At 71.0% G+C, this 24,683-nt stretch carries 21 protein-coding genes and 2 pseudogenes; 11 read left to right on the top strand and 12 right to left on the bottom strand.

Annotated elements, in window-relative coordinates; translation table 11 throughout:
• The first annotated feature begins 36 nt into the window (after positions 1 to 36).
• The 5 genes from opcA to ABD207_RS16230 all read left to right on the top strand — a co-directional run bounded on the left by opcA (position 37) and on the right by ABD207_RS16230 (position 3,929).
• Positions 37 to 969, top strand: a complete 933-nt coding sequence (opcA, locus tag ABD207_RS16250) for a glucose-6-phosphate dehydrogenase assembly protein OpcA (protein WP_425580734.1) — start codon at positions 37 to 39, stop codon at positions 967 to 969.
• Entirely contained in the window at positions 962 to 1,129 is a 168-nt protein-coding gene (locus tag ABD207_RS16245) for a hypothetical protein (protein WP_344013763.1), read from the top strand. Before opcA ends, ABD207_RS16245 begins: the two co-directional genes overlap by 8 nt.
• Positions 1,130 to 1,135: 6 nt before the next feature.
• A complete protein-coding gene (gnd, locus tag ABD207_RS16240) occupies positions 1,136 to 2,029 on the top strand; it encodes a phosphogluconate dehydrogenase (NAD(+)-dependent, decarboxylating) (protein WP_344013656.1) in 894 nt (297 codons plus the stop codon).
• Positions 2,030 to 2,035: 6 nt separating this feature from the next.
• Positions 2,036 to 2,620 (top strand): histidine phosphatase family protein, encoded by a 585-nt coding sequence (locus tag ABD207_RS16235; protein ID WP_344013654.1) that lies wholly within the window; start codon positions 2,036 to 2,038, stop codon positions 2,618 to 2,620.
• Between the two features lie 79 nt (positions 2,621 to 2,699).
• Positions 2,700 to 3,929 (top strand): serine hydrolase domain-containing protein, encoded by a 1,230-nt coding sequence (locus ABD207_RS16230; protein ID WP_344013652.1) that lies wholly within the window; start codon positions 2,700 to 2,702, stop codon positions 3,927 to 3,929.
• A 29-nt stretch (positions 3,930 to 3,958) separates the two neighbouring features.
• On the opposite strand, the gene ribA is transcribed toward ABD207_RS16230, so the two are convergent.
• Positions 3,959 to 4,618 (bottom strand): GTP cyclohydrolase II, encoded by a 660-nt coding sequence (gene ribA, locus ABD207_RS16225; RefSeq protein ID WP_344013651.1) that lies wholly within the window; start codon positions 4,616 to 4,618, stop codon positions 3,959 to 3,961.
• 41 nt (positions 4,619 to 4,659) lie between these two features.
• On the opposite strand from ribA, the gene ABD207_RS16220 reads away from it, so the two are divergent.
• A complete protein-coding gene (locus ABD207_RS16220) occupies positions 4,660 to 5,493 on the top strand; it encodes a creatininase family protein (RefSeq protein WP_344013650.1) in 834 nt (277 codons plus the stop codon).
• Positions 5,494 to 6,029: 536 nt separating this feature from the next.
• Here the strand turns inward: ABD207_RS16220 and ABD207_RS16215 are convergent.
• From ABD207_RS16215 to ABD207_RS16195, 5 genes and pseudogenes are all read right to left on the bottom strand, one after another.
• Positions 6,030 to 6,992, bottom strand: a pseudogene (locus ABD207_RS16215) (lysylphosphatidylglycerol synthase transmembrane domain-containing protein); the annotation flags it as partial.
• A gap of 2 nt (positions 6,993 to 6,994) precedes the next feature.
• Positions 6,995 to 8,083 carry a class I SAM-dependent methyltransferase gene (locus ABD207_RS16210; protein WP_344013649.1) on the bottom strand — a complete coding sequence of 363 codons (1,089 nt, stop codon included), beginning with the start codon at positions 8,081 to 8,083 and terminating at the stop codon, positions 6,995 to 6,997.
• On the bottom strand, positions 8,080 to 9,279 hold the full coding sequence (locus tag ABD207_RS16205; protein WP_344013648.1) for a glycosyltransferase family 4 protein: 1,200 nt from the start codon (positions 9,277 to 9,279) through the stop codon (positions 8,080 to 8,082). Before ABD207_RS16205 ends, ABD207_RS16210 begins: the two co-directional genes overlap by 4 nt.
• The gene (locus ABD207_RS16200) at positions 9,276 to 9,674 is read right to left on the bottom strand and encodes a 6-pyruvoyl trahydropterin synthase family protein (protein ID WP_344013647.1); all 399 of its coding nucleotides are present in this window, start codon (positions 9,672 to 9,674) and stop codon (positions 9,276 to 9,278) included. The genes ABD207_RS16205 and ABD207_RS16200 overlap by 4 nt, the downstream gene beginning before the upstream one ends.
• A 164-nt stretch (positions 9,675 to 9,838) precedes the next feature.
• Complete coding sequence (locus tag ABD207_RS16195; RefSeq protein ID WP_344013645.1) at positions 9,839 to 10,816, bottom strand: zinc-dependent alcohol dehydrogenase; 978 nt, start codon at positions 10,814 to 10,816, stop codon at positions 9,839 to 9,841.
• A gap of 108 nt (positions 10,817 to 10,924) precedes the next feature.
• On the opposite strand from ABD207_RS16195, the gene ABD207_RS16190 reads away from it, so the two are divergent.
• Positions 10,925 to 11,689 (top strand): CDP-alcohol phosphatidyltransferase family protein, encoded by a 765-nt coding sequence (locus ABD207_RS16190; protein ID WP_344013643.1) that lies wholly within the window; start codon positions 10,925 to 10,927, stop codon positions 11,687 to 11,689.
• 250 nt (positions 11,690 to 11,939) lie between these two features.
• Here ABD207_RS16190 and ABD207_RS16185 read toward each other — a convergent pair whose 3' ends face one another.
• A complete protein-coding gene (locus ABD207_RS16185) occupies positions 11,940 to 12,479 on the bottom strand; it encodes a hypothetical protein (protein WP_344013641.1) in 540 nt (179 codons plus the stop codon).
• Between the two features lie 200 nt (positions 12,480 to 12,679).
• Between ABD207_RS16185 and ABD207_RS16180 the strand changes: the two genes are divergently transcribed.
• Complete coding sequence (locus ABD207_RS16180) at positions 12,680 to 13,285, top strand: HD domain-containing protein (RefSeq protein WP_344013640.1); 606 nt, start codon at positions 12,680 to 12,682, stop codon at positions 13,283 to 13,285.
• 26 nt (positions 13,286 to 13,311) lie between these two features.
• On the top strand, positions 13,312 to 13,740 hold the full coding sequence (locus tag ABD207_RS16175; protein ID WP_344013755.1) for a barstar family protein: 429 nt from the start codon (positions 13,312 to 13,314) through the stop codon (positions 13,738 to 13,740).
• Here the strand turns inward: ABD207_RS16175 and ABD207_RS16170 are convergent.
• The 5 genes from ABD207_RS16170 to ABD207_RS16150 all read right to left on the bottom strand — a co-directional run bounded on the left by ABD207_RS16170 (position 13,668) and on the right by ABD207_RS16150 (position 20,261).
• On the bottom strand, positions 13,668 to 15,719 hold the full coding sequence (locus ABD207_RS16170; protein ID WP_344013639.1) for an Hsp70 family protein: 2,052 nt from the start codon (positions 15,717 to 15,719) through the stop codon (positions 13,668 to 13,670). The genes ABD207_RS16175 and ABD207_RS16170 overlap by 73 nt on opposite strands.
• Positions 15,716 to 16,519, bottom strand: coding sequence for a hypothetical protein (locus ABD207_RS16165; protein WP_344013638.1), 804 nt, complete (start codon positions 16,517 to 16,519; stop codon positions 15,716 to 15,718). Before ABD207_RS16165 ends, ABD207_RS16170 begins: the two co-directional genes overlap by 4 nt.
• Positions 16,519 to 18,288 (bottom strand): hypothetical protein, encoded by a 1,770-nt coding sequence (locus ABD207_RS16160; RefSeq protein ID WP_344013637.1) that lies wholly within the window; start codon positions 18,286 to 18,288, stop codon positions 16,519 to 16,521. Before ABD207_RS16160 ends, ABD207_RS16165 begins: the two co-directional genes overlap by 1 nt.
• Positions 18,289 to 18,461: 173 nt before the next feature.
• Positions 18,462 to 19,028, bottom strand: coding sequence for an Rv1352/Rv1906c domain-containing protein (locus ABD207_RS16155; RefSeq protein WP_344013636.1), 567 nt, complete (start codon positions 19,026 to 19,028; stop codon positions 18,462 to 18,464).
• Between the two features lie 90 nt (positions 19,029 to 19,118).
• Positions 19,119 to 20,261, bottom strand: coding sequence for a DNA sulfur modification protein DndB (locus ABD207_RS16150; RefSeq protein ID WP_344013634.1), 1,143 nt, complete (start codon positions 20,259 to 20,261; stop codon positions 19,119 to 19,121).
• Between the two features lie 233 nt (positions 20,262 to 20,494).
• On the opposite strand from ABD207_RS16150, the gene ABD207_RS16145 reads away from it, so the two are divergent.
• Entirely contained in the window at positions 20,495 to 22,705 is a 2,211-nt protein-coding gene (locus ABD207_RS16145; protein ID WP_344013632.1) for an N-6 DNA methylase, read from the top strand.
• Positions 22,706 to 22,821: 116 nt separating this feature from the next.
• A pseudogene (locus tag ABD207_RS16140) lies at positions 22,822 to 24,683 on the top strand (type I restriction-modification system subunit M); the annotation flags it as partial.

Genomic DNA, 24,683 nt, shown 5'->3' with positions numbered 1-24,683 from the left:
GATGCTCGCACGAGACGGACGGAGCTGGCGCAGGCCATGAAGATCGACCTGACCGACACCACGGCAAGCAAGATCAACGGGGCACTGGTGCAGGGCCGCCGCGCCATCGGCACCCCCGCGGTGGGCATGGTCCTGACGATGGTGATCGTCACGGACGAGGAGAACGCCTACGACTCGATCAAGGCCGCCGAGGAGGCCTCGCACGAGCATCCCTGCCGCACCCTGGTGGTCATCAAGCGGCACGCCCGCACCCCGCGCGAGCGCACCCACCCGCGGCTGGACGCGGAGGTCCGCATCGGGTCCGAGGCCGGCACCGGCGAGACCATCGTGCTGCGCACCTACGGCGAGGTGTCCGAGCACGCCGATTCGGTGGTGCTGCCGCTGCTGCTGCCGGACGCCCCCGTGGTGGTGTGGTGGCCCGCGGACGCCCCCGACCACCCCTCCCGGGACCCGCTGGGCGCACTGGCCCAGCGCCGCATCACCGACCTGTACGCGGCCGAGCACGCCCTCGAGGCCCTGCAGAACCGTGCCCGCACCTACGCGCCCGGCGACACCGACCTCGCCTGGACCCGGCTGACCCCCTGGCGCTCGATGCTGGCGGCTGCGCTCGACCAGGCCCGGCTGACGGTGACCTCGGCCGCCGTGGAGAGCGAGGCCGACAATCCCAGCGCGGAGCTGCTCGCCCGCTGGCTGCAGGCCCGGCTGCAGGTCCCGGTGGAGCGGGTGGAGACGGCCGGTCCGGTGGTCACGGGCGTCCGGCTCGGCACGGTCGACGGCGAGATCGTCATCGACCGGCCGGAGGGCCCGCTGGCCACGCTGTCCCTGCCGGGCCAGCCCTCCCGCCGGCTGGCCCTGAAGGTCCGCTCCACGTCCGAGCTGATCGCCGAGGAGCTGCGGCGTCTGGACGCGGACGAGATGTACGCCGTCGCACTGCGCGGCCAGACCGAGAAGGTGCCCGCGCATGCCTGACCTCACCGCGCGGACGGGCGTGGCACCCGGTGAAGTCCCCGCCCCGCGCAGGGATCCCGCCCCGCGCATGGATTCCGCCCTCACCGAAGGCACGCACGTACCCGGCCTCGGTCCGTCCCCGGCCGCCGAGGTGGCCGCCTACCGCGAACTCAGGAAGTGAACTGACATGCAGATCGGTCTTGTTGGTCTCGGCAAGATGGGCGGCAACATGCGCGAGCGCCTCCGCACCGCCGGCCACACCGTCGTCGGATACGACACCAACCCCGAACTCACCGACGTGCCCAGCCTCGCCGAGCTCGTGGACCGGCTGGACCGGCCGCGCGCGGTGTGGGTGATGGTCCCCGCCGGCGGCCCCACGCAGCAGGTCATCGACCGGCTGGCGAGCCTGCTCAAGCACGACGACATCGTGGTGGACGGCGGCAACTCCCGCTGGACCGACGACGAGAAGCACGCCAAGGAGCTGGCCGCGCGGGGCATCGGCTTCGTCGACGCCGGTGTCTCCGGCGGCGTCTGGGGCCTGGAGCACGGCTACGCCCTCATGGTCGGCGGCGACCGGGAGCACGTGGAACGGCTGAAGCCGGTCTTCGAGGCGCTGAAGCCGGAGGGTCCGTACGGCTATGTGCACGCCGGGAAGGTCGGCGCCGGGCACTTCGCGAAGATGGTCCACAACGGCATCGAGTACGCCATGATGCAGGCCTACGCCGAGGGCTGGGAGCTGCTGGAGAAGGTGCACTCGGTGGACAATGTGCGCGAGGTGTTCCGCTCCTGGCAGGACGGCACCGTCATCCGCTCCTGGCTGCTGGACCTCGCGGTGAACGCGCTCGACGAGGACGAACACCTGGAGAAGCTGCGCGGCTACGCCGAGGACTCGGGCGAGGGTCGCTGGACGGTGGAGGCCGCCATCGACAACGCGGTGCCGCTGCCGGCGATCACCGCCGCGCTGTTCGCCCGGTTCGCCTCCCGCCAGGACGACTCGCCCCAGATGAAGATGGTCGCGGCGCTGCGCAACCAGTTCGGCGGTCACGCGATCGAGACGGTCGACACGGTGAAGAAGGCGTAGCCAGCCGTGGGGGACCTGCTGCTGGCCCGGCACGGGGAGACGGAGTGGAGCAGGTCGGGCCGGCACACCGGCCGCACCGATCTGCCGCTCACCGCCGCCGGGGAGGACCAGGCCCGGTCCCTCGCCCCGCTGCTGGCGGGCCGGCGCTTCGCGCTGATGCTCACCAGCCCGCTGCTGCGCGCCCGCCGCACCGCCGAACTGGCGGGCCTGACCGGCACCGAGACCGACCCCGACCTGCGCGAATGGGACTACGGCGGCTACGAGGGCATCACCACCCCAGAGATCCGCCGCACGCGGCCCGGCTGGGACCTGTGGACGGACGGGGTGCCGCCCGGCCCCGAGCTGCCCGGCGAGTCGCCGGAGCAGGTGGGTGAGCGGGCCGACCGGGTGCTGGCCCGGGTCACTCACGCACTGGAGCAGGGCGATGTGCTGCTGGTGGCCCACGGGCATCTGCTGCGCGTCCTCACCGCCCGCCGGCTGGGCCTGCCCGCGCGGGAGGGAAGGCTGTTCCGGCTGGAGACCGGCACGCTGTGCCGCCTGTCGCTGGAGCACGGCAGGCCGGTGATCGAGGAGTGGAACATCCGGCCCTGAACCACGTCCCCGGGGTTCACCCCGGCGGCCCGCGGGTAGTGCGGACTCACCTCGGTGCGTGTGATGCGTAAGGAGAGCCATGGGAGTCCTGCGGCAAGAGGTGGAGCCGGGTGAGGCGGGGCTGGACCCGGACGCGCTGGAACGACTGGACGGCCACGTCCGCCGGCTGGTGGACGAGGGCCGGATGCCCGGATTCCTGGTGGCGCTCGCCCGGGGCGGACGGGTCGCGCACCTGACGACGTACGGGCTGAGGGACATCGCGGCGGGGCTGCCCGTGGAGAGCGACACCCTGTGGCGGATCTACTCCATGACCAAGCCGGTGACGTCCGTGGGCGCGCTGATGCTGATGGAGGAGGGCCGGCTGGACCTGGACGACCCGGTCGAGCGCTATCTGCCCGCCTTCGCCGAGCCGCGGGTCTACGAGAGCGGGACCGGGGACCAGGTCCGGACCCGCCCGGCGACCGGCCCGCTGCTGATCCGGCATCTGATGACGCACACGGCGGGCCTCACCTTCGGCTTCTACCACGCCCATCCCGTGGACGCCCTCTACCGTGCGGCCGGGCTGGAGTCATCGGTGCCGGCGGGCGCCGATCTCGCCGAGGCGGTCGACGTGTACGCGAGCCTGCCGCTGCAGTTCGATCCCGGCACGCAGTGGAACTACTCGGTGGCCACCAACGTCCTGGGCCGGGTCATCGAGGTGATCTCCGGTCAGCCGCTCGACACCTACCTGGCCGAACGGGTCTTCCGGCCGCTGGGGATGGAGGACGCCGGATTCGAGGTCTCCGGCGAACAGGCGCCGCGCCTGGCCGAGTTGTACGGGGAGACCGCCTCCGGCGGCATCGAGCCGGTCCCCGGACTGCCGTTGCGCGGGAGGCCGCGCCTGCTGTCGGGCAGCGGCGGCATGGTGGCCACCGCCCACGACTGGCACCGCTTCATGGAGATGCTGCGCCGGCGCGGCGAACTCGACGGGGTGCGGCTGCTGTCCGCCGGCACCGTCGATCTGATGACCCGTAACCACCTGCCCGGCGGGGCCGATCTGCGGGCCTTCGGCAGCCGTCCCGCCCACGACGACCCGGGCAACGACGGCGTCGGATTCGGCCTCGGCGTCTCCGTCGTCGTGGACCCGGCCCGGACCCAGGAGCCGTCCACCGAGGGCACCTACGGGTGGAGCGGCGTGGCCACGACCACCTTCTGGGTCGACCCGGGCCGCGACCTGACCGTGCAGTTCTGCACGCAGGTGCGGCCCACGTCGTCCCACGGTGTGTTCCGCGACCTCAGGCGGCTGGTGCACGAGGCCGTGACCGGCTGAGGGCGCTTGGGCCGGAAGGCGGCAGGCGGTCAGGACAGGTGCGCGACCGCGTCCAGGTGGGGCAGGTGGTGGTCGAGGCGCTCCCGCTTGGTGCGCAGATAGGTGATGTTGCTCTCGCACGGCGGGATCAGCAGCGGCACCTGCTCGGCGACCTGGATTCCGTGCCGCACCAACGCCTCCCGCTTGCGCGGGTTGTTGGACATCAGCCGCACCGACCGCACGCCCAGGTCCTGCAGGATGCCGGCGGCGACCCCGTAGTCACGGGCGTCCACCGGCAGACCGAGCGCGACGTTCGCCTCCACCGTGTCCAGGCCCTCCGCCTGCAGCGCCATGGCTCGCAGCTTGGCGAGCAGACCGATGCCCCGGCCCTCGTGCCCGCGCAGATAGACGACCACGCCCGCTCCTTCGGCGACGACGGCGCGCAGCGCCGCGGCCAGCTGATCACCGCACTCGCAGTGCTGGGACCCGAAGGCGTCGCCGGTGAGGCACTCCGAGTGCAGCCGGGTCAGCACGCCCTCCGTGCCGATGTCTCCGTGGACCAGCGCCACCTGCTCGTCGCCGCGGTCGTGGTCCAGGTAGCCGATCGCCTGGAATTTCCCGTACACGGTGGGCAGCGGCGCATTCACGACGCGTTCCACACCGGTCCGCTGCGGAGCCTTCTTGGCGAGGACGCCTATGTTTTCTGTCATGATTCTCGAGTTCCTAAGCAGAGACGAAAGGCCGTGAGGACATGAATGGTTCACAAACTCGGTCGGCGGCACACGGCCCGGTGCACGGTCTGTTGCCGGCGGACACTACGGATGATGTACGGACGAGGGGCGCCGGTGTCTCACGGCAGGTGGCCATCCTTCCGGTCGGGAGTTTCGAACAGCACGGCCCGTATCTGCCGCTGGCGACGGACACGCTGGTCGCCTGTGCCATCGCCCGGGAGATCGCGGACGCGTATCCGGTGCATCTGCTGCCTCCGGTGACCATCTCCTGCTCACACGAGCACGCGGCCTGGCCAGGGACCGTCTCCATCTCCTCCGTGACCCTTCACGCGGTGATACGGGACATCGCCGACTCGCTGCGCCGGTCGGGCGTCGAGGCCCTGGTACTGGTCAACGGGCACGGCGGCAACTACGTACTCGGCAACGTCGTCCAGGAGTCCTCCGCGCGCGGTGAGCGGATGGCGCTGTTCCCGGCCCCGGAGGACTGGGAGGAGGCGCGGGTGCGGGCCGGGGTGGCCAGCTCGCTGCTCACCGACATGCACGCGGGGGAAATCGAGACCTCCGTCCTTCTGCACACGCATCCTGAATTGCTCCGACCCGGTTACGAAACCTCCGATTTCATCGCGGACGACCGACGCCGGCTCCTCACCCTCGGCATGTCCGCCTATACCGATTCCGGTGTCATCGGCCGCCCTTCACTGGGCTCGGCGGAAAAGGGTAAGGCACTTCTGGCGAGTCTGGCCGAGTCTTTCGGCGCGTATTTTTCTTTGCTGTCCGGTGAGGAGGACATCGGCGGGCCCGAATCCGGTTCCGCCGCGGACGACGGGGCGCCGCAGGGCGAGGCGCGTCCATAGCCCACGGCCGGTGCGGTGCGCGGCGGCCCCGGCGGGTGCGCCGCGTACCGCGCCCCGGTGACGGACGGTCCGGCGGGCGGCCGCAGGACCGCTCGGGAATGTGTCGCACGCCGGGGTGCGGTGTGGCCGGACGGCCCGTCAGACGGCGTGCCCCGCGGGGCGAGTGGGCAGGAGGGGGCGCCTTCTGCCCCGGAGGGCGGGAGCTGGATGAACGGCCTGCCCGCGAGGGCGGCACCCGCCTTCACCACGCGTTCCGCGGGTTGCGCCGAAGGCTGTTCGGGGGCTGCGGCAGGTGCGAGCGGCGCGGCCGCCGGGGCCGCCGCGGCCATCGCGGCCGACGCACTGATCCCCGAAGTACTGTCAGGCACCGTGCCGGTCACGTCGGTGCGCTGCGGTTGGGCCGGAAGGGTGACCGGCGTCATGGAGGCGGACCTGGCGCGCAGGCCGCCGTACCAGCGGGCGACGAGGACGGCCACGCCGGGCAGGCTGGCCATCAGGCTGAGCACCCCGTAGACGACGGAGACAGCGAGCCCCTGGTCGGCGCCGAGGCCGGCGGCGGCGAACGCCCAGGCGGTGACGCCCTCCCTGGGCCCCCAGCCGCCGACGTTCAGCGGCAGCCCCATGGCGAGCAGGGCCAGCACGGCCAGCGGCAGCAGCGTGAGCGCGGAAGCGCCCGCACCGACCACGTCGGCCGCGAGGACGAACATCGCCACATAGCCGGCCAGCACGACCACGGAGGAGACCAGCACCCCCGGGGCGGTGCGCCGGGAGGCGAGGGCCTCGCGGGCCTCGGTGAGCGCGCCGCGCAGCGCCCGGCCCCGGCGGGACGGCGGTTTGTTCATGCGCAGGGCGAGGACGACCGCGCAGACACCGAGAGCGGCCAGTCCGGCCAGTGGTGCGACGTGCCGGGCCTCGTCGCGCACCGGCGACGGCAGGGTCAGCAGGACGACCGCACCCGCGGCGAACAGCGAGAGCTGCCCGGCGGTCCGCTCCAGGACCACCGCCCGCACCCCGCGCCCGAGATCACCGCTGCGCTGACCGTGCCGCACCGCGCGGTGCACGTCGCCGAGGACACCACCGGGCAGCGCCGCGTTGAGGAACAGCGCACGGTAGTAGTCGGCGACGGCCGCCCCGAGCGGCAGGCGGATCCCCAGGCTCCGGGCCACCAGCGCCCAGCGCCAGGCGCTGAACACCGTGGTCACCCAACCGATGGCGAGCGCGAGCACCACCGACGTCCCGTCGATCCGGGACAGCCCCTCCACGAAGGCACCGGTGCCCAGCCGCCACAGCAGCACGGCGAGGAGGGCGAGCCCGGCGAGCGTGCCCACGCGGGCGCGCACGGCGGGGGTGTTGAGCCGTGCGAGCAGCGCACGCACGCCGGACCTGGCCCCTGCGGCGGGCTCGGAGGCGTCGGCGCCCTGCTCCGTTCCCCGGGCGTCCGGCGCCGGAGGCGTGCTGCCCTCCGCCGTGGTCTCCCCCGTGACGTGCGCCGTCTCCATGCTCATGCCGCCCCGTCCGAGGGCCGGCACAGGGCGAGCAGGTCGGTGTGGTGGACCACCACCCGCAGCTGTCCCGCCGCGCACGCCTCCAGCCGCTCGGCCAGGTATGCGTCGGCGCGTTCCTTGAGCTCCGGGCGTTCCTCCACGGCCGCGCCGACCCAGCCGCGCAGCCACTGCTCCGTCAGCGCCGCCTGCCCGGGCCCGAGTCGCCAGGGGCTCGGGTGGAGCCGCACGGTGGCACCGTGCGCGGAGAACGCCTCCGCTGCCACCGTCACCGCGTCCGGGCCGAGCAGGCCGCCGCGGCGCTGATGGCTGTTGAACGCCTCGGTGATCTCCTGGTCCATCTCGTGCGGCTCGGTCAGCTCGACCCGGCCCGCGACGGACAGCGTCAGCAGCGCCGGGCAGCCGGCCCCGGCGCAGGCCGCGGCGAGGGTCTCGATGTGCTCACGGGTGAGGACGTCGAGCAGCGCGGACGCCGTCACCAGGGAGGCCCCGGTCAGCGCGTCCGGGGTGAGCCGGGCGACGTCGCCGCGCCGGGTCTCCACGGTCACCCGGCTGCCGTCGGCGGACGACCGCGGGGAGGCGACGGCGGCGAAGTGCAGCAGATAGGGATCGCGGTCGTGCAGGATCCAGTGCTGGGGGCCGTCCAGGTGCGGGGCGAGCCAGCGGCCCATCGACCCGGTGCCGCAGCCGATGTCGTGGATGATCAGCCCCTCGGAGCGGTGGGGCAGGTTGGCCAGGCGGATGCGCAGCGGGTCGAGCAGCTCGTGCGCACGGGCGTCCGCGTCGGCGGGCTCGCGCAGTTGCAGCCATTCGGGTGCGTACCGGGGCGGTTCCTCGGGGTCCGTGTCGCGCAGGCGCAGGGTGGCCCGCTCGCCGGGGCGGGCGCCCGCCGGACCGGCCCCGGGGATGACGGAGCCGGTGGTCGCCCCTCGCTCCTGCACGTCCCGTTCTCCGGCTCCCGCGGTGTCTCCTTCCCGGCTCGGCACGGAGCCCTCCTTCTGTACGGCCACGGCGGCGTCCGCGGCCTCGCGGGGTCCGGGCTGGGCCGGGATCACCGGGGTGTGCTGAGTGGTCGTGGGCTCGGTCATGCGGCCCTCCGTGGGTCGGTCGGGTCGGTGGGGAGCCGGCGCAGGACGGCCGCCAGGCTCTGTGCGGTGCCGGCCCAGCCGCCGAGCGCGGCCCGCCTGGCGCGCGCGGCGGCCTTCAGCCGGCGGCGGACCTCCGGCTCACCGAACCAGCCACGCAGTTCGGCGGCGATGGCCGCGGGGTCCTCCGGCGGCACGAGGATGCCGGGCACTCCCCCGTCCGGGGCGCGGCCGACCGCCTCGGGCAGTCCGCCGACATCGGTGGCGAGCACGGGGATGCCCCGGGCGAGGGCCTCGGTGACGGCCATGCCGTAGGTCTCGGCGTACGAGGTGAGGACCATCAGGTCGGCGGCGGCGTAGCTGGCGTCGAGGGCGGCGCCGGACTGCGGCCCGGTCAGCTCCAGCCGGTCCTCGAGGCCGTGTTCGCGAATCAGCGAGCGCAAGTGGGCGACGTACTCGGGGTCCTGGGTGAGAGAGCCGACCAGGGCGCAGCTCCACGGCAGGTCCCGCACCTCGGCGAGCGCCTCCACCAGCCGGTGCTGGCCCTTGCGCGGTGTCACGGCGGCCACGCACAGCAGCCGGGACACGCCGTCGGTGCCGGGCGCGATCGGCGCGATGTCGGCACCGGGCGCGGCGACATGGACCCGGTCGGGGATCAGCCCGTGGTGGGCGACCAGGCGGCGGACCGCCCAGTCGCTGGTGGCGATCACGGCCGGTACCGCGCGCAGCACCTCCCGTTCTCGGGCGTCGAGCTCGGCGGCGACGGCCGGGTCGAGGCCCGTCTCGTCGCCGAGCGGCAGATGGACCAGGACGGCCATCCGCAGCCGCTGCGTCTCGGGCACGACGATCTCGGGGACACCGCAGGCGACCAGCCCGTCCAGCAGGACGACGCTGCCGTCGGGCAGTTCGCGCAGGGTGCGGGCGAGCTCACCGCGTGCGGCGTCGTCCGGCCGGGGCCAGTCGCCGGCCACCGCGTGCCCGCGCACCTCCCAGCCGAAGCCGGGCAGGTCGAGGCAGATCCGCCGGTCGTAGGCGTTGCCGCCGCTGGGCGCCGACGGGTCGTCGACGCCGCCCGGGAGTACGAAGTGCACGACTCGCAGGGACATGGGGATGATTCCGTCGTTCCTCGGAAACTTCGCCTGCAGGGGAACGTAGTCCAAGCGGGCCGTCTGTACCCGGTCGATGGTCGTGTCGGTCACAGCGCACGCTCGTAACTCGCCCAGGCGATGTGCGACTCGTGCAGGGTCACGGTGATCCCCGCGATGCCTTTGGCGCTCTCGCCGAGCGCACCCTTGTGGATGCGTTCGGCGAGCCGGTCGGCGATGACCTTCGCCAGGTACTCAGTGGAGGTGTTGACGCCCGCGAAGTCCGGTTCGTTGTCCAGGTTGCGGTAGTTCAGTTCCCCGACGACGGCTCCCAGCTCCTGTGTGGCGAGTCCGATGTCGACGACGATGTTGTCCTCGTCCAGCTGCTCGCGCCGGAACGTGGCGTCCACGAGGAATGTGGCCCCGTGCAGGCGCTGGGCCGGTCCGAAGACCTCGCCACGGAAGCTGTGGGCGATCATGATGTGATCGCGGACGGTGATGCTGAACAACGGGCGACCCTCCAGGTGCGGCGCGTCTGGCCCCGGCCGATGGCCGCCGGGGATGCCTGCTAGTACGGCTGACAGCCTGCCCGTGTTCAGCCTCGCTCACGTCTTTTCTCAGGTCAGGCGCGCTTGTGTCGGCCGGCGGCAGGTCGTGGCGCGTCCCTTCACCCTCACGAGGCGGCGTATGTCACCCGGTGGCACAGTGCCGGGATCTCGCCGGAGGCGAGCCGGGGCATCACGTCGGGCAGGTCCTCGAAGGGCGATTCTCCGGTGACAAGGGCGTCGAGTGCCGGGTCGGCGAGCAGCTCGAGGGCGAGGGCCAGCCGGTCGGCGTAGCTGCGGTTGGGGCGGGCCGGGGAGACCGTGCCGACCTGGCTGCTGCGGATGGTGAGCCGGCGGGAGTGGAAGGCCTCCCCGAGCGGAAGGTTCACCCTGCGGTCGCCGTACCAGCTCAGCTCGATCACCGTGCCCTCGGGGGCGAGCAGTTCCAGGGAGCGGCTCAGCCCCTGCTCGGTGGCGCTGGCGTGCACGACCAGATCGCAGTCCCCGGCGGCGGCCTCCGGCAGTGCGAAGCCGGCGCCGAGCGCCTCGGCGATCCTGGCGCGCCCCGGATCGGCGTCCACCAGCTGCACCCGCACCCCCGGGAACCGGGCCAGCAGCGCCGCCACCGAGCACCCGACCATGCCGCCGCCGACGACGGCGATCCGGTCACCGACCAGCGGGGCGGCGTCCCACAGGGCGTTCACCGCCGTCTCCACCGTCCCGGCGAGCACCGCCCGCCCGGCCGGCACGGCGTCCGGCACGGGGGTCACCGCGCTCGCGGGGACGACGTAATGTGTCTGATGCGGATACAGGCAGAAAACCGTACGCCCGGTCAGCTCTTCCGGCCCCTCCTCCACCACCCCGACGTTGAGGTAGCCGTACTTCACGGGCCCCGGGAAGTCGCCCTCCTGGAAGGGGGCGCGCATGGCCGCATGCTGGCTCTCCGGCACCCCGCCCCGGAACACGAGCATCTCGGTGCCTCTGCTGACCCCGGAGTACAGCGATCGCACCAGCACTTCGCCCTCGCCGGGGTCCGGCAGGGTGACATCCCGGATCTCACCGTGTCCAGGCTCGTTGAGCCAGAACGCACGTGCGGTGCGGGTCATCGAAGTCCTCCTGAACGATCGGGGAGCTGCGCGCGTACCGAGAGGTGCACAGGCCGCGCACAAGGTAGCGGCGTTGATCGACTCTGTCACACGGCCGGAGGATGTTCGGTGGCCCTGAACAACAGTTACGACGCCAGGCTCGTACAGCAGGAGACCGCCGTGGGCGCGGGTCTGATGATCCTGCTGCTCGCCCTGATCGGTACGGCGATCGGTATGGGCCCGGTGGGCTGGTTCTCCGGCCTCGCGTTCACGATCGCCACCTGGGCGGTGCTCTCCAGGGCCCTGCACCGCTCGGGACTGCGCACCTTCGGCGCGGCCAACCGCGTCACCCTCGGCAGGGCCTGCCTCGTCGGCGGCGTCACGGCGCTGGTCGCCGACTCCTTCCAGGACTCGCCGCCCGTCTCCCTGTTCGTCGGCCTGACCGCCGTCGCTCTGATCCTCGACGGTGTCGACGGCAAGGTGGCCCGCAGGACCGGGACGTCGACGCCCCTCGGTGCTCGCTTCGACATGGAGGTGGATGCCTTTCTGATCCTGGTGCTCAGTGTGTACGTATCGATGGCCATGGGCCCGTGGGTGCTGCTGATCGGAGCGATGCGCTATGTCTTCGTGGCGGCGGCCCGCGTCTGGCCGTGGCTGACGGCCCCGCTGCCGCCGAGCACGGCCCGCAAGACGGTGGCCGCGCTGCAGGGTGTGCTGCTGCTGGTGGCCGGCGCGGCACTGCTGCCGCACGCGGTCAACGTGGCCGTGGTGGCCCTGGCGCTGGGCCTGCTGGTGTGGTCCTTCGGCCGCGATGTGCTGTGGCTGTGGCGGACCTCCCGGACGCAGGCGGCTCCGAGCGCGGAGCGGGAGATGGCGGAGCTGGTTGCCGGGTGACGGGCACCTTGGTCCGGCGGACTCGTCACGGGGTGACCGTCCCCCTGGTCCGGCGGAGGCCGTCACCGGGAGACCGCCCCCCTGGCCCGGCGGAGCTCATCACCGGGAGACTGCCACCCCCTGGTTCGGCGGCGCCCTCCGGCACCCCGGCACTGCGCTCGGCACGGCGGGCGCCACGGCCGACACGACGACGCTGATATCGGCACCGCAGCGCCTCGGCCCACGCTGGCGCGCCCGCGGCAGCCTCCGGCTAGCCGATCCCGGTCGCGTCGAGCAGCCGGACCAGGTCCTTCCGCCCGTATCCGAGAAGGCGGGCGCGGTGAGCGGCCGTGAGCAGCAGATGCCCAACGATCACCGCCGCCTGCCCGTCCTTGCCGGTGTCCCACCACTCGTCCGGCTTCTCGACGCCCATCCCGGTCATCACCAGGCCATGCTCGCGCCGCACCTCACGGACCGTGTCGGTGACGGCGTCCAGCAGCGTCTTCCCCGGCCGCTCGCACTCCAGGGCGAAGCACCCCTGGTCGACCGGCACGCAGCCTTCCGGCGGGCGCTCCCGCACCCCGGCGTAGCGCTCGTCGCCGAAGCCCGTCGCCTCGAAGTCCTCGTGCACCAGCGAGAACCGGTGCACGCCCGGCGGAACCGGCGGCGGTGGCGGTGTGTACGCCAGCCCGGCGTCCTCGTACAGCAGCCGCTTCACCTCCTCCGCGTCGGCATGGGTGACCGTGAAGCCGCTGTCGTCGTTGCGCCCCGTCGTCGTGCCGTCGGGATTGCGGTGGAAATGCAGACTCATGCCTACCCCCGTTGTTCCACAAGCGCGGGCTGCGCGCCCCCGTCGATGGATCAAACGGACCGCCGATCCGGGACGTGCCCCCATCCCGGATGATCACCCGATCGCGTGACACACCGCCTCCGCGTCGACGCCCGAGCCTTCTCCGTGCAAGGCCCCGGCTGCGCGCCGGCGCCCGAAACGTAGGTTGTTACGCTCCTCCGGTGAGGATTCCGAGCCCTGAAGAGATCCGTGCGCTGCACGAGAAGTACGCACCGACCCCGGAGGCGTTCGCCCTGGTCCACACGCACTGCGAGGTCGTGTGGAGCATCGCGCAGCAACTCATCACCGCGCGGCACCTTCGCCATCTCAACGCCGATCTCGTCCGCGCAGGCTGCCTCCTGCACGACATCGGCGTCTACCGCCTGTACGACAAGGATGGCCGGCTGGACCACGCCAACTACATCCGTCACGGGCTCCTCGGCCAGGAGATCCTCGAGAACGAGGGCTTCCCGGAAGCCCTGTGCCGCTTCTGCTCCCACCACACCGGAGTGGGGGTCACACGGCAGGACATCGAGCGCCATGATCTCCCCCTCCCGCCTGCCGACTACGTGGCGGAGACGCGGGAGGAACGGCTGGTGATGTACGCCGACAAGTTCCACAGCAAGTCCAGGCCGTCGGAGTTCCTCCACCCCGACGAGTACGCCGCGCAGGTCCGCCGCTTCGGTGAGGACAAGGTCGCCGCGTTCCAGGCCCTGCGAGAGGAGTTCGGGGACCCGGACCTGACCGGACCGGTGCCGGGCGGCACCACACCGATCCAGCAGCGGTAAGGGCAGATCATTCTCAGGAGCCCGCCATCCATCCCGCCGTCCCGGACGCACTGGTCATCGACCTGACAAGGGTCGTCGATGCCGAGGAGCTACACCGCCTGCTCCAACGCAAGCTCGGCTTCCCCGACTTCTACGGCCGCAACTGGAACGCGCTCTGGGACGCGATCACCGGCCTCGTCGACCTGCCGCAGGAGCTGACCTTCACCGGTTGTCCGCCTTCTCGGCCGCCCTTCGGCGGAAGCCCGCGCCCTGCGAGCAGTCTTCGACGACTTCCTGGCCGAGTACGGCCGGTACCTCTCCCCACGACGCCGCATCCACTACCGGTAAGCGACCCCGTCTTGGCGGTGGGTGCCGCCCCTGGCCCGGCACCCACCGCGGCGGATCACGTGAACACCCAGTGGCGTTCCACCCGCGCGAGCTTGACGAACCGCCCCTTCTCCATGATCCACGGATAGGGAGTACGCAAGCGCCGCAGGTCCTCCATGGACACGACCACGGCATCAAGCTGCTGTGCCACGTTGAGCACAGCATGCGGAGACGCCGAAGGGACCGTGACGACCAGCCCCTCCGCAACGGCCTGCTCCAGGATGTCCTGCTCGTCGTACTCCACGAGATCCACGAGGTCAGTGCCGATCACCGCGACGACGTGGTGCTGCGCATAGCGACGTCGGACTTCACGCAGCGCCGATCCCAGCAGGCGCATGCTTGGCGGCCGGGGGGAAGCAGCGGTCCGGCCGGCGGTCATGATTCCCCGGCCGTCGACCACCAGCGCCGGCCCCGGCTCGTCCGCCGGATCCTCCTGCATCTCCAGCACAGACGTCGTCACCTCGACGCGCGCGGGCTCCGGTTGGGCTGTCCGAGGAGCCGGCTCGTCGATGCGTCGAAGCAGCCGTTCCAGTTCCCTGTCGATCCCTTGGGCAATCGGTGTCCCGTCAGGTCCGAAGCAGTCCAGTTCCTCGTCGAGGATGACGACGCCCGTGTGCCGTGCTTTCGCGTGTACCTTCAGGATGCCGTTGCGATCGTAGTGATAGTCGACGTCGAACACGTTGCTCGACGGCTCGGCGTCCGGTTGTGGCACCGGAAGTTCCAGCCTGGCCAGGGGGAACGTCCGCTCGTCGTCCGCGGCACGCTCTCCGTCACCTTCCACGATCTCTAGAACGACCTTGGAGGCCCCGCGCACGGCGGGCATCGCACTGCGGGTTCCCCGCGCCGGAAGTGTCGAGTAGCGCGGAATGAGGGTGGCGAAGCCTCTCTGGCCACCGGCCTCGAAGGACAGGCCGAGGTCATGACTGGTGGCGACGGAGATTGTCGTGTCGGGGATGAGACCGTCGATCTCGGCCGCTGTGATGGCAGCTCCCCGGGCAACAGCGGTCATCGGCTTGCACAGGCGGGAGTCGACGACGGCCGTGCCGAGGGCCCGTTCCACTTCCCTCCTGACCAGAGGGATCTGAGAAGTGCCGCCGATCATCAGCACAGCGTCCAGATCCTCGGCGGTGAGCCCCACATCCCGAAGGCATTCCTCGAGCGGGACAAGTGCGCGGCGGACCAGCGGTTCCACGGCCTGCTCGAACTCGTCCCGGTGGATGACCACGGGGGCGAGGCCTCCGAGCGGTTCGAACAAAACCTGATCGGTGCCAGGCTGGGACAGTGCGATCTTCGTCAGCTCGACATGACGCCGCCAGCGCCGCGCCTCTTGTCGGGTCAGTCGCTCCGGAGCAGTTCCCAGTTTGTGCAGCACGAGTTTCACGAGTTCTTCGTCGAACTCGAGGCCTCCGAGAGCCGTAATGCCCCTGGAGGCGATCTCGTCGAAGATGCCGTCGTAGTGCTCGAGCAGGGTGACGTCGATGGTTCCGCCGCCCCAGTCGAAGACGAGGAAGCGGCCCTCCCCGGGGAAGTCGTGCGCGTAGCTGATGGCCGCTGCGGTGGGCTCGTTGATCAGCGCTTTGACCTTGATCCCCGCGAGGCGGGCGGCCGCCCGGGTACGATAACGGGCGGCTCCCGTGGCGTTGGCCGGTACGGTGACGACCGCCTCGTCCATCTCGCGCAGATTCCGGCGGGCTCCTTCCCTCATGCGATGGAAGAGCGCTGCCGCCACGGCTGTACTGCGGAAGGGTTCGTCGCCCAGCCAGACCTCATGCTCCTCCGGAACGGTGCCGGCGGCCGCATCGCCTGCGTTCATCGCCACCGGCCGTGAGGCGAGCATCCGCTTGACCGCGTCCTGCGGTTCCGCCGTGTCGCACTTGGCGGACCAGCCGAAGCACAGGGTCCGCTGGATGTCCCGCAGTGACACGACGGACGGGAACAGCTCATCGAAACCCGGTCTGTTCCACTCCGCAGGCAGTGCCGCTGAATCCAACCGGATCACCTCGGTGGCGCTGCCCGTCCAGCGGGCAACGACGCTGTTGCTCGTACCGAAGTCGATGCCGTACGTCATCGAGAACTCCCCTCCGCGGCGGAGTCGCCGGCACCCTGGGGCACACGTCGCATCTCGCCGCGCTGGACGATCCGACCCGAAGCGCTGTCCGCGTACGCGGGGGCGAGCACCTCGTAGGCAGTACTGCCCTCGTGCTCCGCCGGGTTGACGAGATTGAAGGACGCGGGATCCGGATCGGTGATCCTGGTCAGCCCCGACCTGCGCATTTCCTGCTCGATCCGCAGACGCACGGCGTCGAGATCCTGTGCGGTCTGCGCTGTGCGGTCGATCAACGCCAATTGGGCCAGGTGCTCTTCATGGATCCGGGTGGCGTTCATCACGGCGGTACGAAGCGCCTCGTCCACCGCCGTCTGCACGGCCTGCTGAACGAGTGTGCCCAGCTTCCCTGCGGTCGACTGTGCTCCGGCGATCGCCGCGTCCAGTTCAGCAGTCAGCTTCCTTCCGACTTCCTGCGCCACGCTGGTCCCGGCCTTCATCGCTGCCCGGTCGACCTTGGTCGCGATCTTCTCGCTGAGGATTCTGAACATCACCTCGGGATCCGAGCGCGGGTCGACCAGTGGTTCGGTCCCGACGCCTTTCCCGCTCCTGTCCTGGGCTTCGTTGCCAGGACTTGCGACAGGCGTCCTCGATTCCTGCGCTTGTGTCCCAGCGGTCTGCCGTTGTCGCGGCGACTGCTCGGCCGTGCCCTTCGGCTTGGTCGGGCGAGCGCTGCTTTTGCGCGGTTTGCTGCGCACCCCCTCGAACTCCTTGATGCGTCGGGGTTGGGCCGCGGGCTTCTTCCGCTTGTTCTCGGGGGGCATCAGTGGTGGTTCCTCAGTCTCGCGGCGCAACGGCCGATGATCTCACTGGCCGCCTGTGCGGCGGCCCAGGACTTCTCCTCATCGCTGCTGGGCGCCGTCCGGCGCCCCAGGGGTCGGGGTCCGGGCTGCAACAGTTCGCTGCGGTCGTCGGGCACCCACAGGAACCGCTCGTCCAGCGGCAGTTCGTAGAGCGTCTCGCCTTCGTGCCCCAGGCGTCGGGCCGTTTCCAGGCGCCGGATGCGGTCCTTCGCCCCGTTGATGTACTCGAGTTGGTCCGCAGCGACTTGCCGGCGCAGGTCCCGCCACCCCTGGCCCCACTCCGTCGAGCCGTGCTCCACGCAGAGGGCGAGGTAGGGGTTTAGGACGTCATGCGGCTTTCCCTTCTGCCGAAGGGACTGCAGGAGTTCGCTGAGGGTCCTCATGCGATGCCGCAGTTGCCCACCCACGCCGCCGCGTCGTCGGCCTCCCCGTTTCAATACGTCCTCGAGGAGGCCGACGCCCTGATCGAGGCGGTCGCGGTCGCCGGGGCGGGCGTGCAGGAATCCCACGTACGCCTGGACGGCGCGTGCTTCCCGGTCGGCCGCCCCTGCCGGCCCTCGGGACTCGTGACTGCGCAGGGCCGCGGCCTGTTGCAGCACTGAGCGGACGGCGCGTTCGGTCCGATCCGGCTCACACGCCATGGCCCAGTGCATGTCGTCCAGGAGCCGGTACAGGCGGCGGGTCCCCGCCCAGTAGTGGAAGGGCGTGGTACCGGACACGAGACGGTCGTTGCTGAGGCAGTCCTCGAGCAGGCCGAAGAGCGAGCGGTCCCGGCCCAGAGCACTGGTGACGTTTCCGCCCTGCCGTAGCTGCCGCAGAGCAAGAACGAGGTCGCTGAGATCGGTTGGCAGGCTCGAGTTGCGCGCCCCGACTGCTTCCAGTGCCGACAGGTCCCCACCGAGGAGGGCGGAGCGCAGACTCCACTCGTCGTACCTCCCGTCGACCGGGTCGATGGTCCCGCCCGCCTCGAGCGTTCGGCGGCAGGCCTCGTCCCTCCAGCCGAGGGCCTGTACGTCGTCGTCGGACAGATGACGGGGATCCAGACGCGCGATCACGTAGGTCACGCGCTCCGTTCGCTCCGGCCAGCTATGAGGAGCAGGGGCTTTGCCGAGGGCGCCGCTGTCGATCAGATCGTCGAGGACCGGCAAGGGCAGTTCCCTCACGAGGCGCTGCCAGGCCGCGGTCGACAGCACAGCCCGTCCTCGTGCCTCGTTCAGTTCGAGACACAGCTGCCACGCATCGACCGTCTCGGGGTCGGTGTCCGGCAGGGGTAGGCGACCCGCTCTCAGCGCCTCTGCACGGGAGCGGTCCTCCGCGGTGAGAACCGGCAGACCGCCTGCGGCGAGATCGAGCAGGTGCCCCAGCCCCGTCATCGCTTCGGCCCGGCTCACAAGCTCCACGCTCTGCAGGGCCATCGCCAGCAGCGGACTCGTGGAGTCAGCCGCGCGTTCCGCCATGAGATCGGGAAGAGAGGAATCCTCCCCCAGCTCGGCGGCGACGCGTTGCAGAACGTGCACGACACGGGGTGGCAGTCGCAGCGGCTGAGGCGCCGGCGCCTTGGGGACGGTCGTCTCGCGGACAAGCCGAGCATCGCTGTCGGCGAAGCGACGGCTCAGGCGCAGTGGAGCAGCCGCACCGGCCTCCCGGGCACGACGGCGTTGCTCACGCCTCTCGATCTCCGCCCGCCTCAGGGCGTCCAGTTCGTCCGAGGCGACCGGCTCTGTTCTCATCGGTGGAATCCCCTCCCCCTCGCCGTGACCCTCGGTTCTCCCCAGACCGACCGGATCACAGTGGTTCATGATGGTACGACAGGTTGTCGCCGCTGCTGTAGCGTGGAAGGGACGTCACCAGCGGAAACGTCCCGCCCGGGCGCGTCGGGGTGAGGCGTGGCGCTGTGCGGAGCTCACCCCACCCGCGTCCACTCCTGGCACCGGTTGGTCTTGAAGTACTCCCCGTTGTTGAGCGTCACCCGTCCCGGACCGTTCAGGTTGTTGTTGGCGATGATGGAGTCGAACTCGCCGCTGGCGTCCTTGGCCCTCTCCCAGTAGCAGCCCCACTCGTCCTCGGGCCCTGCCGTCTTGTAGGTGCCGGCCTTGATGTCCTCTCCGACCAGGTACTCGCCTTCGCCGGAGAAGCTGGTCGCCGGGCCGGGCTTCTTGGTCTTCTTCGGTTTGGCGGTGACCGTTTCGGTCTCGGTGACGGTGGGAGCGGGCTCCGGCTCGGCGGTCTCCGTGACGGTGCTGGTGGGCCGGGGACCGGCCTTGGTTTCGCCGGTTCCCTTGCCCGTGTCGGCCGAGCCGGTGGCTCCGATTCCGACTCCGACGAAGAGGGAGATGAAGGCGACCGCCCCGTACTTGAGCCACGTCTTGCGGTGGTCGGCGGTGCGGGCGGGGCCGTTCGGCGTCCCGAGTCCGAAGGGGCCGTGGGCTCCGTGGTCGGGAGGCGGCGGGGAGGGCTGCTGGAAGGTCATGGTCGTACTCCGTCTTTCTGCGGTGTGGATGTGATGCGTGATCCGGTCACGCAATGAAGGCGCAGTGGCGCACTCACACAGGGCCGTCGGTCACAGGCCGCGGATCCGGCGGCCTGCTTCGGTCGCCGGGTAGAGAATCGCGTCGGCGACCCGGCCTCCCGAGTCCTTCACCCCGCCGCTGAAGTTCAGGCGTCCGGAGGCGCCGGTCTTGGCGGCGACCCTGTCCCAGTACCTCGCCTCCCGCTCCCAGCGGATGCCGTTGAGGAGCCGGACCAGGTCGTCCGTGCGGAAGGCAGTGGCCGGGTCGGCCCACGGCATGGTGTGGTGCACGGCGATGCCCAGTCCGGCGAGGACGGCCGGCGCGGTGATGGCGGTGCGCCCGGTGAATTCGCGTGCGTGCCGGTTGATGAGCTGTCCGAGGATCGGCACGAGTTCATTCTCGACGTGCTCGGGACGGCAACCGGTCGGCAGTTCGTCCTCGTGCACCGACTCGGCCGACCGCTGGAGGCCGGTGCGGCCGTAGAGCGTGGTGACGACCAGAGCGCGCAGCGCCGAGAGGGTGACGACCTCACGGTCGCTCGCGGACACCTGCCGCTTGCTGCCGTTCACGAGCCGCGCGAACGGCACCCGCTGGCCGTCGACCTCGACCTTCACCGAGTCGGCGACCACGTGCGCGATACGCGTTCCGAAGTCCCGCTGGTCCATGGACATGGCGAGGTTCTTGGCGACGGTCACGCCCTGCACATTGCGGTCGTAGAAGATCTGCCGCGCGTCGGCCGGAGCGAGGTCGGCGTACAGCTCGAACGGGATCCGCACCTGGGCCAGTTCGGGGTATGTCAGGCCGTACTCCTCGGGGTCGTCATAGAGGTCGTGCCACGCGGTGGTCTGTGTCTCGCCGTCGATGGCGATGACCGTCGTGCCCGGCGCGACAGTAAGGGTGCGCAACCCGCTGCCCGGGACCAGCTCGTCGCTGAGGGCGGCGAGCGGCCCCGCGTGCCACAGGGTGACGGGCGGCGTGGACCAGGCGGCGCCGAGTTCGCCCTTCAGCCCGGCGGCGATGTACTCGGCGTACGGACGGACGTTCTTGCCCTTCTGCGAGGACCGCAGTGTGCGCTGCACGGTGGCCCGCAGCTCCGCGTGCCGGCGAACCAGACCGGAGGCCGCCTTCAGCTTGCGCGGGTCTTCCGCCGCGCGGGGCGACGGCACGAGCTGGACCAGCGTCGCTACGGACATCGTTCCCACCACGGCGTCGGCACGGAACGGCATCACAGTGAGCTGGGTTCCTTCGACGACGCCTGTCGGCATGGTCAGGCGCATGACACTCCCCCCAAGAGGTGACTGAGGCTTCCAACCGGAAGCACAGCCAGATAAGCATAACAGTGAAAGCGTCGTCAATCATGTTGACAGATTTGACGAGTGCTGTAGGTTGTTGGCTGCTCCCTAACGAGAGGTGCAGGACTTCTGCCATGCCCCAGCCATCAGCGCAGGTGACCGCCGCCGAGATCTCCCGTATCGCGGGGGTCACGCGTGCCACGGTCAGCAACTGGCGCCGTCGGCACGCCGACTTCCCCGAGCCGTCCGGCGGCACGGAGAGCAGTCCGCTGTACGACCTGGCGTCGGTGCGCGCCTGGCTCGCCTCGCACGGTCATGCCTCGGCGGCAACTCCGTCGGAGGAGTTGCGGACGACCTTGCGCCTGCGCGCGCAGGGGGGCCGCGGCACGTCGGAGGACCTGCTGCTGGTCGTCCTCGCGGCCGCGGACCGCCCGGCGGAGGAGCTGACCTCCGTCGCGCAGTTGCCGGACGCGGAGCTGCTCGCCCGCGCGCACGACGACGCGACGGCCGCCGCCGGCATGGTGGCGGCCCCGGACCCGGTCGTGCGCTTCGACGCGGGCGATGCCGCGGTGCTCCGCGCGCTGTACGCATGTGTACGCGACGAGGGCGGCCAGGCCGCGCTGGGTGTCCTCGCGGAACGGGAACTGGAGGACAGCGCCGCGTCCGGCGCGTACCAGACCCCTGCACCGCTCGCGGACCTGCTGGCCCGTCTGGTCCCCGGCTCCCCGGTACGGGTCCTCGATCCGGCCTGCGGCAGCGGCTCCCTGCTGGCAGCCGCCGCCCGCCGCGGGGCTCGCGAGCTGTACGGCCAGGACTCGCTCCCCGTGCAGGCCCGGCGCAGTGCCGTGAGCCTGACCCTGACGGCTCCCGAGGCCACGGTCACCGTCCGGGCAGCCGACAGCCTCCGCGCGGACGCCTTCCCCGACCTGCTCGCCGACGCGGTGCTGTGCAACCCGCCGTACGGCGACCGGGACTGGGGCCACGACGAACTGGCCTACGACCCCCGCTGGGCGTACGGCGTACCGGCCCGCGCCGAGTCGGAACTGGCGTGGGTGCAGCACGCGCTCGCCCATGTGACCCCCGGCGGTTACGCGGCGCTCCTGCTGCCACCCGCCACGGCGAGCCGCGCGTCAGGACGCCGGGTACGGGCGGAGCTCGTCCGGAGCGGAGCACTGCGCGCCGTGATCGCGCTGCCGCCCGGTGCGTCCTCGCCGTTGCACGTCGGTCTGCAGATCTGGGTGCTGCAACGGCCCGAGCCGGGTGGTCCGGAGCGCAAGTCAGTGCTGTTCGTGGACACGGTGGCGGAAGCGTCGGCGACCGATCCGTCCGGACGCGGCGGAGCACCGTCGACCACGCGGACGCGGGGTGGGACCAGGTCCGCTTCCGTGGACTGGGAGAGGATCACCGCGCTCGCCCTGCGCGCATGGCGGGCGTTCCTCGAAGCCCCGGACGCGTTCGAGGGCGACCCCGGTGTCGCCTACGCGGCCGGTGTGGTGGACCTGCTGGACGACGTGGTGGACCTGACGCCGGCGCGGCTGGTACGGGCCTCACGGGCCGAGGTCGAACCGGAGAAGCTCGCGGCGGAGGTGGATGCCAAGCGCCGGAACCTGGTCGGGGCGGCGACGTCCCTCGCCCGGGCGGCGGAGCGGGAAGGCTGGACCTCGGCGGGCTCCGCGGCGCGCGAGTGGCGGACGGCGACGGCGTCCGACCTGGCGCGCGGTGGGGCGCTCACGCTGCTGCGGACAGTGCCGGAGGGCTCGCGGGGCGGCCGGGCGGAGAGCGGGAGCGAGGAGCGGTCGGATGTGGCCGCCCGCTCGGTGCTCACCGGGTCGGACATCGCGCGCGGGACGGGTCCGACCGGCGATCCGGCGGAGCTGCGCGGCGGCACGGCGCCGGTGGTCGCCGCCGGGGATGTTCTGATACGCGCGGTGGCGAGCGGCGACGGGCCGATGGCGCGCGTGGCGGGAGAGGAGGACGCGGGTGCGCTGCTCGGCCCGCATGTCCACCTCTTCCGCCCGGACCCCGCCCGGCTGGACGCCTGGTTCCTCGCCGGGTTCCTGGGCGCGGAGGAGAACATCGCGGGGGCGTCGACGGGGAGCACGGTCCTCACGGTCAGCCCGGGGCGATTGCGGGTGCCGCTGCTTCCGCTGGAGGAGCAGCGGCGGTACGGAGAGGCGTTCCGGCACGTGCACGCCCTGCGCAGGGAGGCCCAGCGGGCGACACGGCTCGCCGAGGAGACGGCACTGCTGCTGGCGGGCGGGCTCACGGGCGGACAGTTGCTTCCGTCAGAGGCGGAGGCAGCGGCGAGGAACGTACGCGATGAGGGTGGCGATTCGCCCCATTAGGCGCGCGGACCTGCACACATAGACCACACTTGTCAGACCGTCCTGGGCCGGCCGAAGGACTTCGTGCGGCGGGGACGGTGGGGTTGGGACATTTCGGAAGGAATCCGGGGATCCAGTTGAACAGCAGCAAGCACACGGAGTTGGCGAACCACGCGTGGTCCGTCGCCGACCTCCTGCGAGGGGACTACAAGCAGTCCGACTACGGCAAGGTCATCCTGCCGTTCACGGTGCTGCGGCGGCTGGAGTGTGTGCTGGAGCCGACACGCGAGAAGGTCGCGGAGATCGCCGAGCAGCACAAGGACAGCGGGATCGACCCGGACCGCTTCCTGCGGCGGGCCTCGGGGCACTCCTTCTACAACCGGTCACGCCTTACCCTGAAGAAGATCGCGGCGGACCCGCAGAACGCGGCGAAGAACCTGATGGTGTATGTGGGGGCGTTCTCGGACAACGCACGCGGTGTCCTGGAGCGCTTCGAGTTCGCGCAGCAGGTCAAGCGGCTGGACAGCGCGGGCCTGCTCTACAAGGTCATCGGCAAGTTCACGGACCTGGATCTGCGTCCCGAGGTCGTGCCCAACCACAACATGGGCTACATCTTCTAGGAGCTGATCCGCCGCTTCGCGGAGCAGTCGAACGAGACGGCCGGTGAGCACTTCACGCCCCGTGAGGTCATCCAGCTCATGGTGCGGCTCCTGGTCGCGCCCGACGGCGACGCGCTCCAGCTGCCGGGTGCGGTGCGTACGGTCCTCGACCCGGCGTGCGGCACGGGCGGCATGCTGTCCGCGATGGACGACCTGATCAAGGAGCTGAACCCCGACGCCACGGTGGAGGTGTACGGGCAGGAGCTCAACCCCGAGTCGTGGGCGATCTGCCGGTCCGACCTGATGATCAAGGGGCAGAACCCGGAGAACATCGCCTTCGGCAACTCCTTCTCCGACGACGGGCACGCCCGCAAGACCTTCGACTACATGCTGGCCAACCCGCCGTTCGGCGTGGACTGGAAGAAGGTCAAGGAGGAGATCGAGCACGAGCACAAAACGCTGGGCGAGGCCGGCCGCTTCGGGGCGGGGCTGCCGCGCATCAACGACGGGTCGCTGCTGTTCCTCCAGCACATGATCTCCAAAATGAAGCCGGCGGATGTGAACGGCGGGGGCGGCTCGCGGCTCGCGATCGTCTTCAACGGCTCGCCGCTGTTCACGGGCGCTGCGGGCTCTGGTGAGTCGGAGATCCGCCGCTGGATCCTGGAGAACGACTGGCTGGAAGGCATCGTCGCCCTGCCGGACCAGCTCTTCTACAACACCGGCATCTCGACGTACTTCTGGATCCTGACGAACCGGAAGAGCCCCGATCACAAGGGCAAGGTCGTGCTGCTGGATGCGCGGGACCAGTGGCAGAAGATGCGGAAGTCGCTGGGCGACAAGCGCAAGGAGCTGGGCAAGGACCACATCGCCACGGTGGTCAAGCTGTACGGCGAGGCGCTGGCCGTGGCCGGGGATCCGGAACACCCGCTGCACGGCAAGGTGAAGGTCTTCTGGAACGAGGACTTCGGGTACCAGCGGATCACGGTGGAGCGTCCGCTGAAGCTGCGGTTCGAGGTGACGGAGGAGACGCTGGCGGCGCTGGAGACGTCCAAGGTGATCCAGAAGCTGCCGCAGGCGGCGGTGTTGGCGGACGGCCTCAAGTCCCTGATGGGTGCCAGGTGGGGCACTAGGCAGGAGGCTTGGCTCGCCCTCAAGGACGCGGTCGTCGCGGCCGGCTCCACGTGGCCGACGGGGGCACCCTTCAACAAGGCACTGCGTGACGCCATTGGGGTACGGGACCCAGAGGGCGAGGTTCAGCTCGTCAAGGGCAAACCCGAGCCGGACCCGGAACTGCGGGACTACGAGAACGTGCCGCTGGGCGAGGACGTCGAGGAGTATCTAACCTCGCGCTTTCATGAAGCGGGCTGTCCGGCAGGCGGTCAGGAAAGCAGAAAGTGCCC

The sequence above is a fragment of the Streptomyces thermospinosisporus genome (assembly GCF_039526425.1).
GTDB lineage: Bacteria > Actinomycetota > Actinomycetes > Streptomycetales > Streptomycetaceae > Streptomyces > Streptomyces thermocarboxydovorans.
This window is presented reverse-complemented; position numbering and strand designations above follow the sequence as displayed.

Bases quoted from the DNA above. Each gene is read 5' to 3' on its own strand.
- ABD207_RS16160 (WP_344013637.1), bottom strand. From the start codon at position 18,288: ATGAGAACAGAGCCGGTCGCCTCGGACGAACTGGACGCCCTGAGGCGG.
- ABD207_RS16220 (WP_344013650.1), top strand. From the start codon at position 4,660: ATGAATGGTTCACAAACTCGGTCGGCGGCACACGGCCCGGTGCACGGT.
- ABD207_RS16210 (WP_344013649.1), bottom strand. From the start codon at position 8,083: ATGACCGAGCCCACGACCACTCAGCACACCCCGGTGATCCCGGCCCAG.
- ribA (WP_344013651.1), bottom strand. From the start codon at position 4,618: ATGACAGAAAACATAGGCGTCCTCGCCAAGAAGGCTCCGCAGCGGACC.
- opcA (WP_425580734.1), top strand. From the start codon at position 37: ATGAAGATCGACCTGACCGACACCACGGCAAGCAAGATCAACGGGGCA.
- ABD207_RS16150 (WP_344013634.1), bottom strand. From the start codon at position 20,261: ATGTCCGTAGCGACGCTGGTCCAGCTCGTGCCGTCGCCCCGCGCGGCG.
- gnd (WP_344013656.1), top strand. From the start codon at position 1,136: ATGCAGATCGGTCTTGTTGGTCTCGGCAAGATGGGCGGCAACATGCGC.
- ABD207_RS16155 (WP_344013636.1), bottom strand. From the start codon at position 19,028: ATGACCTTCCAGCAGCCCTCCCCGCCGCCTCCCGACCACGGAGCCCAC.
- ABD207_RS16145 (WP_344013632.1), top strand. From the start codon at position 20,495: ATGCCCCAGCCATCAGCGCAGGTGACCGCCGCCGAGATCTCCCGTATC.
- ABD207_RS16165 (WP_344013638.1), bottom strand. From the start codon at position 16,519: ATGCCCCCCGAGAACAAGCGGAAGAAGCCCGCGGCCCAACCCCGACGC.
- ABD207_RS16230 (WP_344013652.1), top strand. From the start codon at position 2,700: ATGGGAGTCCTGCGGCAAGAGGTGGAGCCGGGTGAGGCGGGGCTGGAC.
- ABD207_RS16185 (WP_344013641.1), bottom strand. From the start codon at position 12,479: ATGAGTCTGCATTTCCACCGCAATCCCGACGGCACGACGACGGGGCGC.
- ABD207_RS16245 (WP_344013763.1), top strand. From the start codon at position 962: ATGCCTGACCTCACCGCGCGGACGGGCGTGGCACCCGGTGAAGTCCCC.
- ABD207_RS16195 (WP_344013645.1), bottom strand. From the start codon at position 10,816: ATGACCCGCACCGCACGTGCGTTCTGGCTCAACGAGCCTGGACACGGT.
- ABD207_RS16170 (WP_344013639.1), bottom strand. From the start codon at position 15,719: ATGACGTACGGCATCGACTTCGGTACGAGCAACAGCGTCGTTGCCCGC.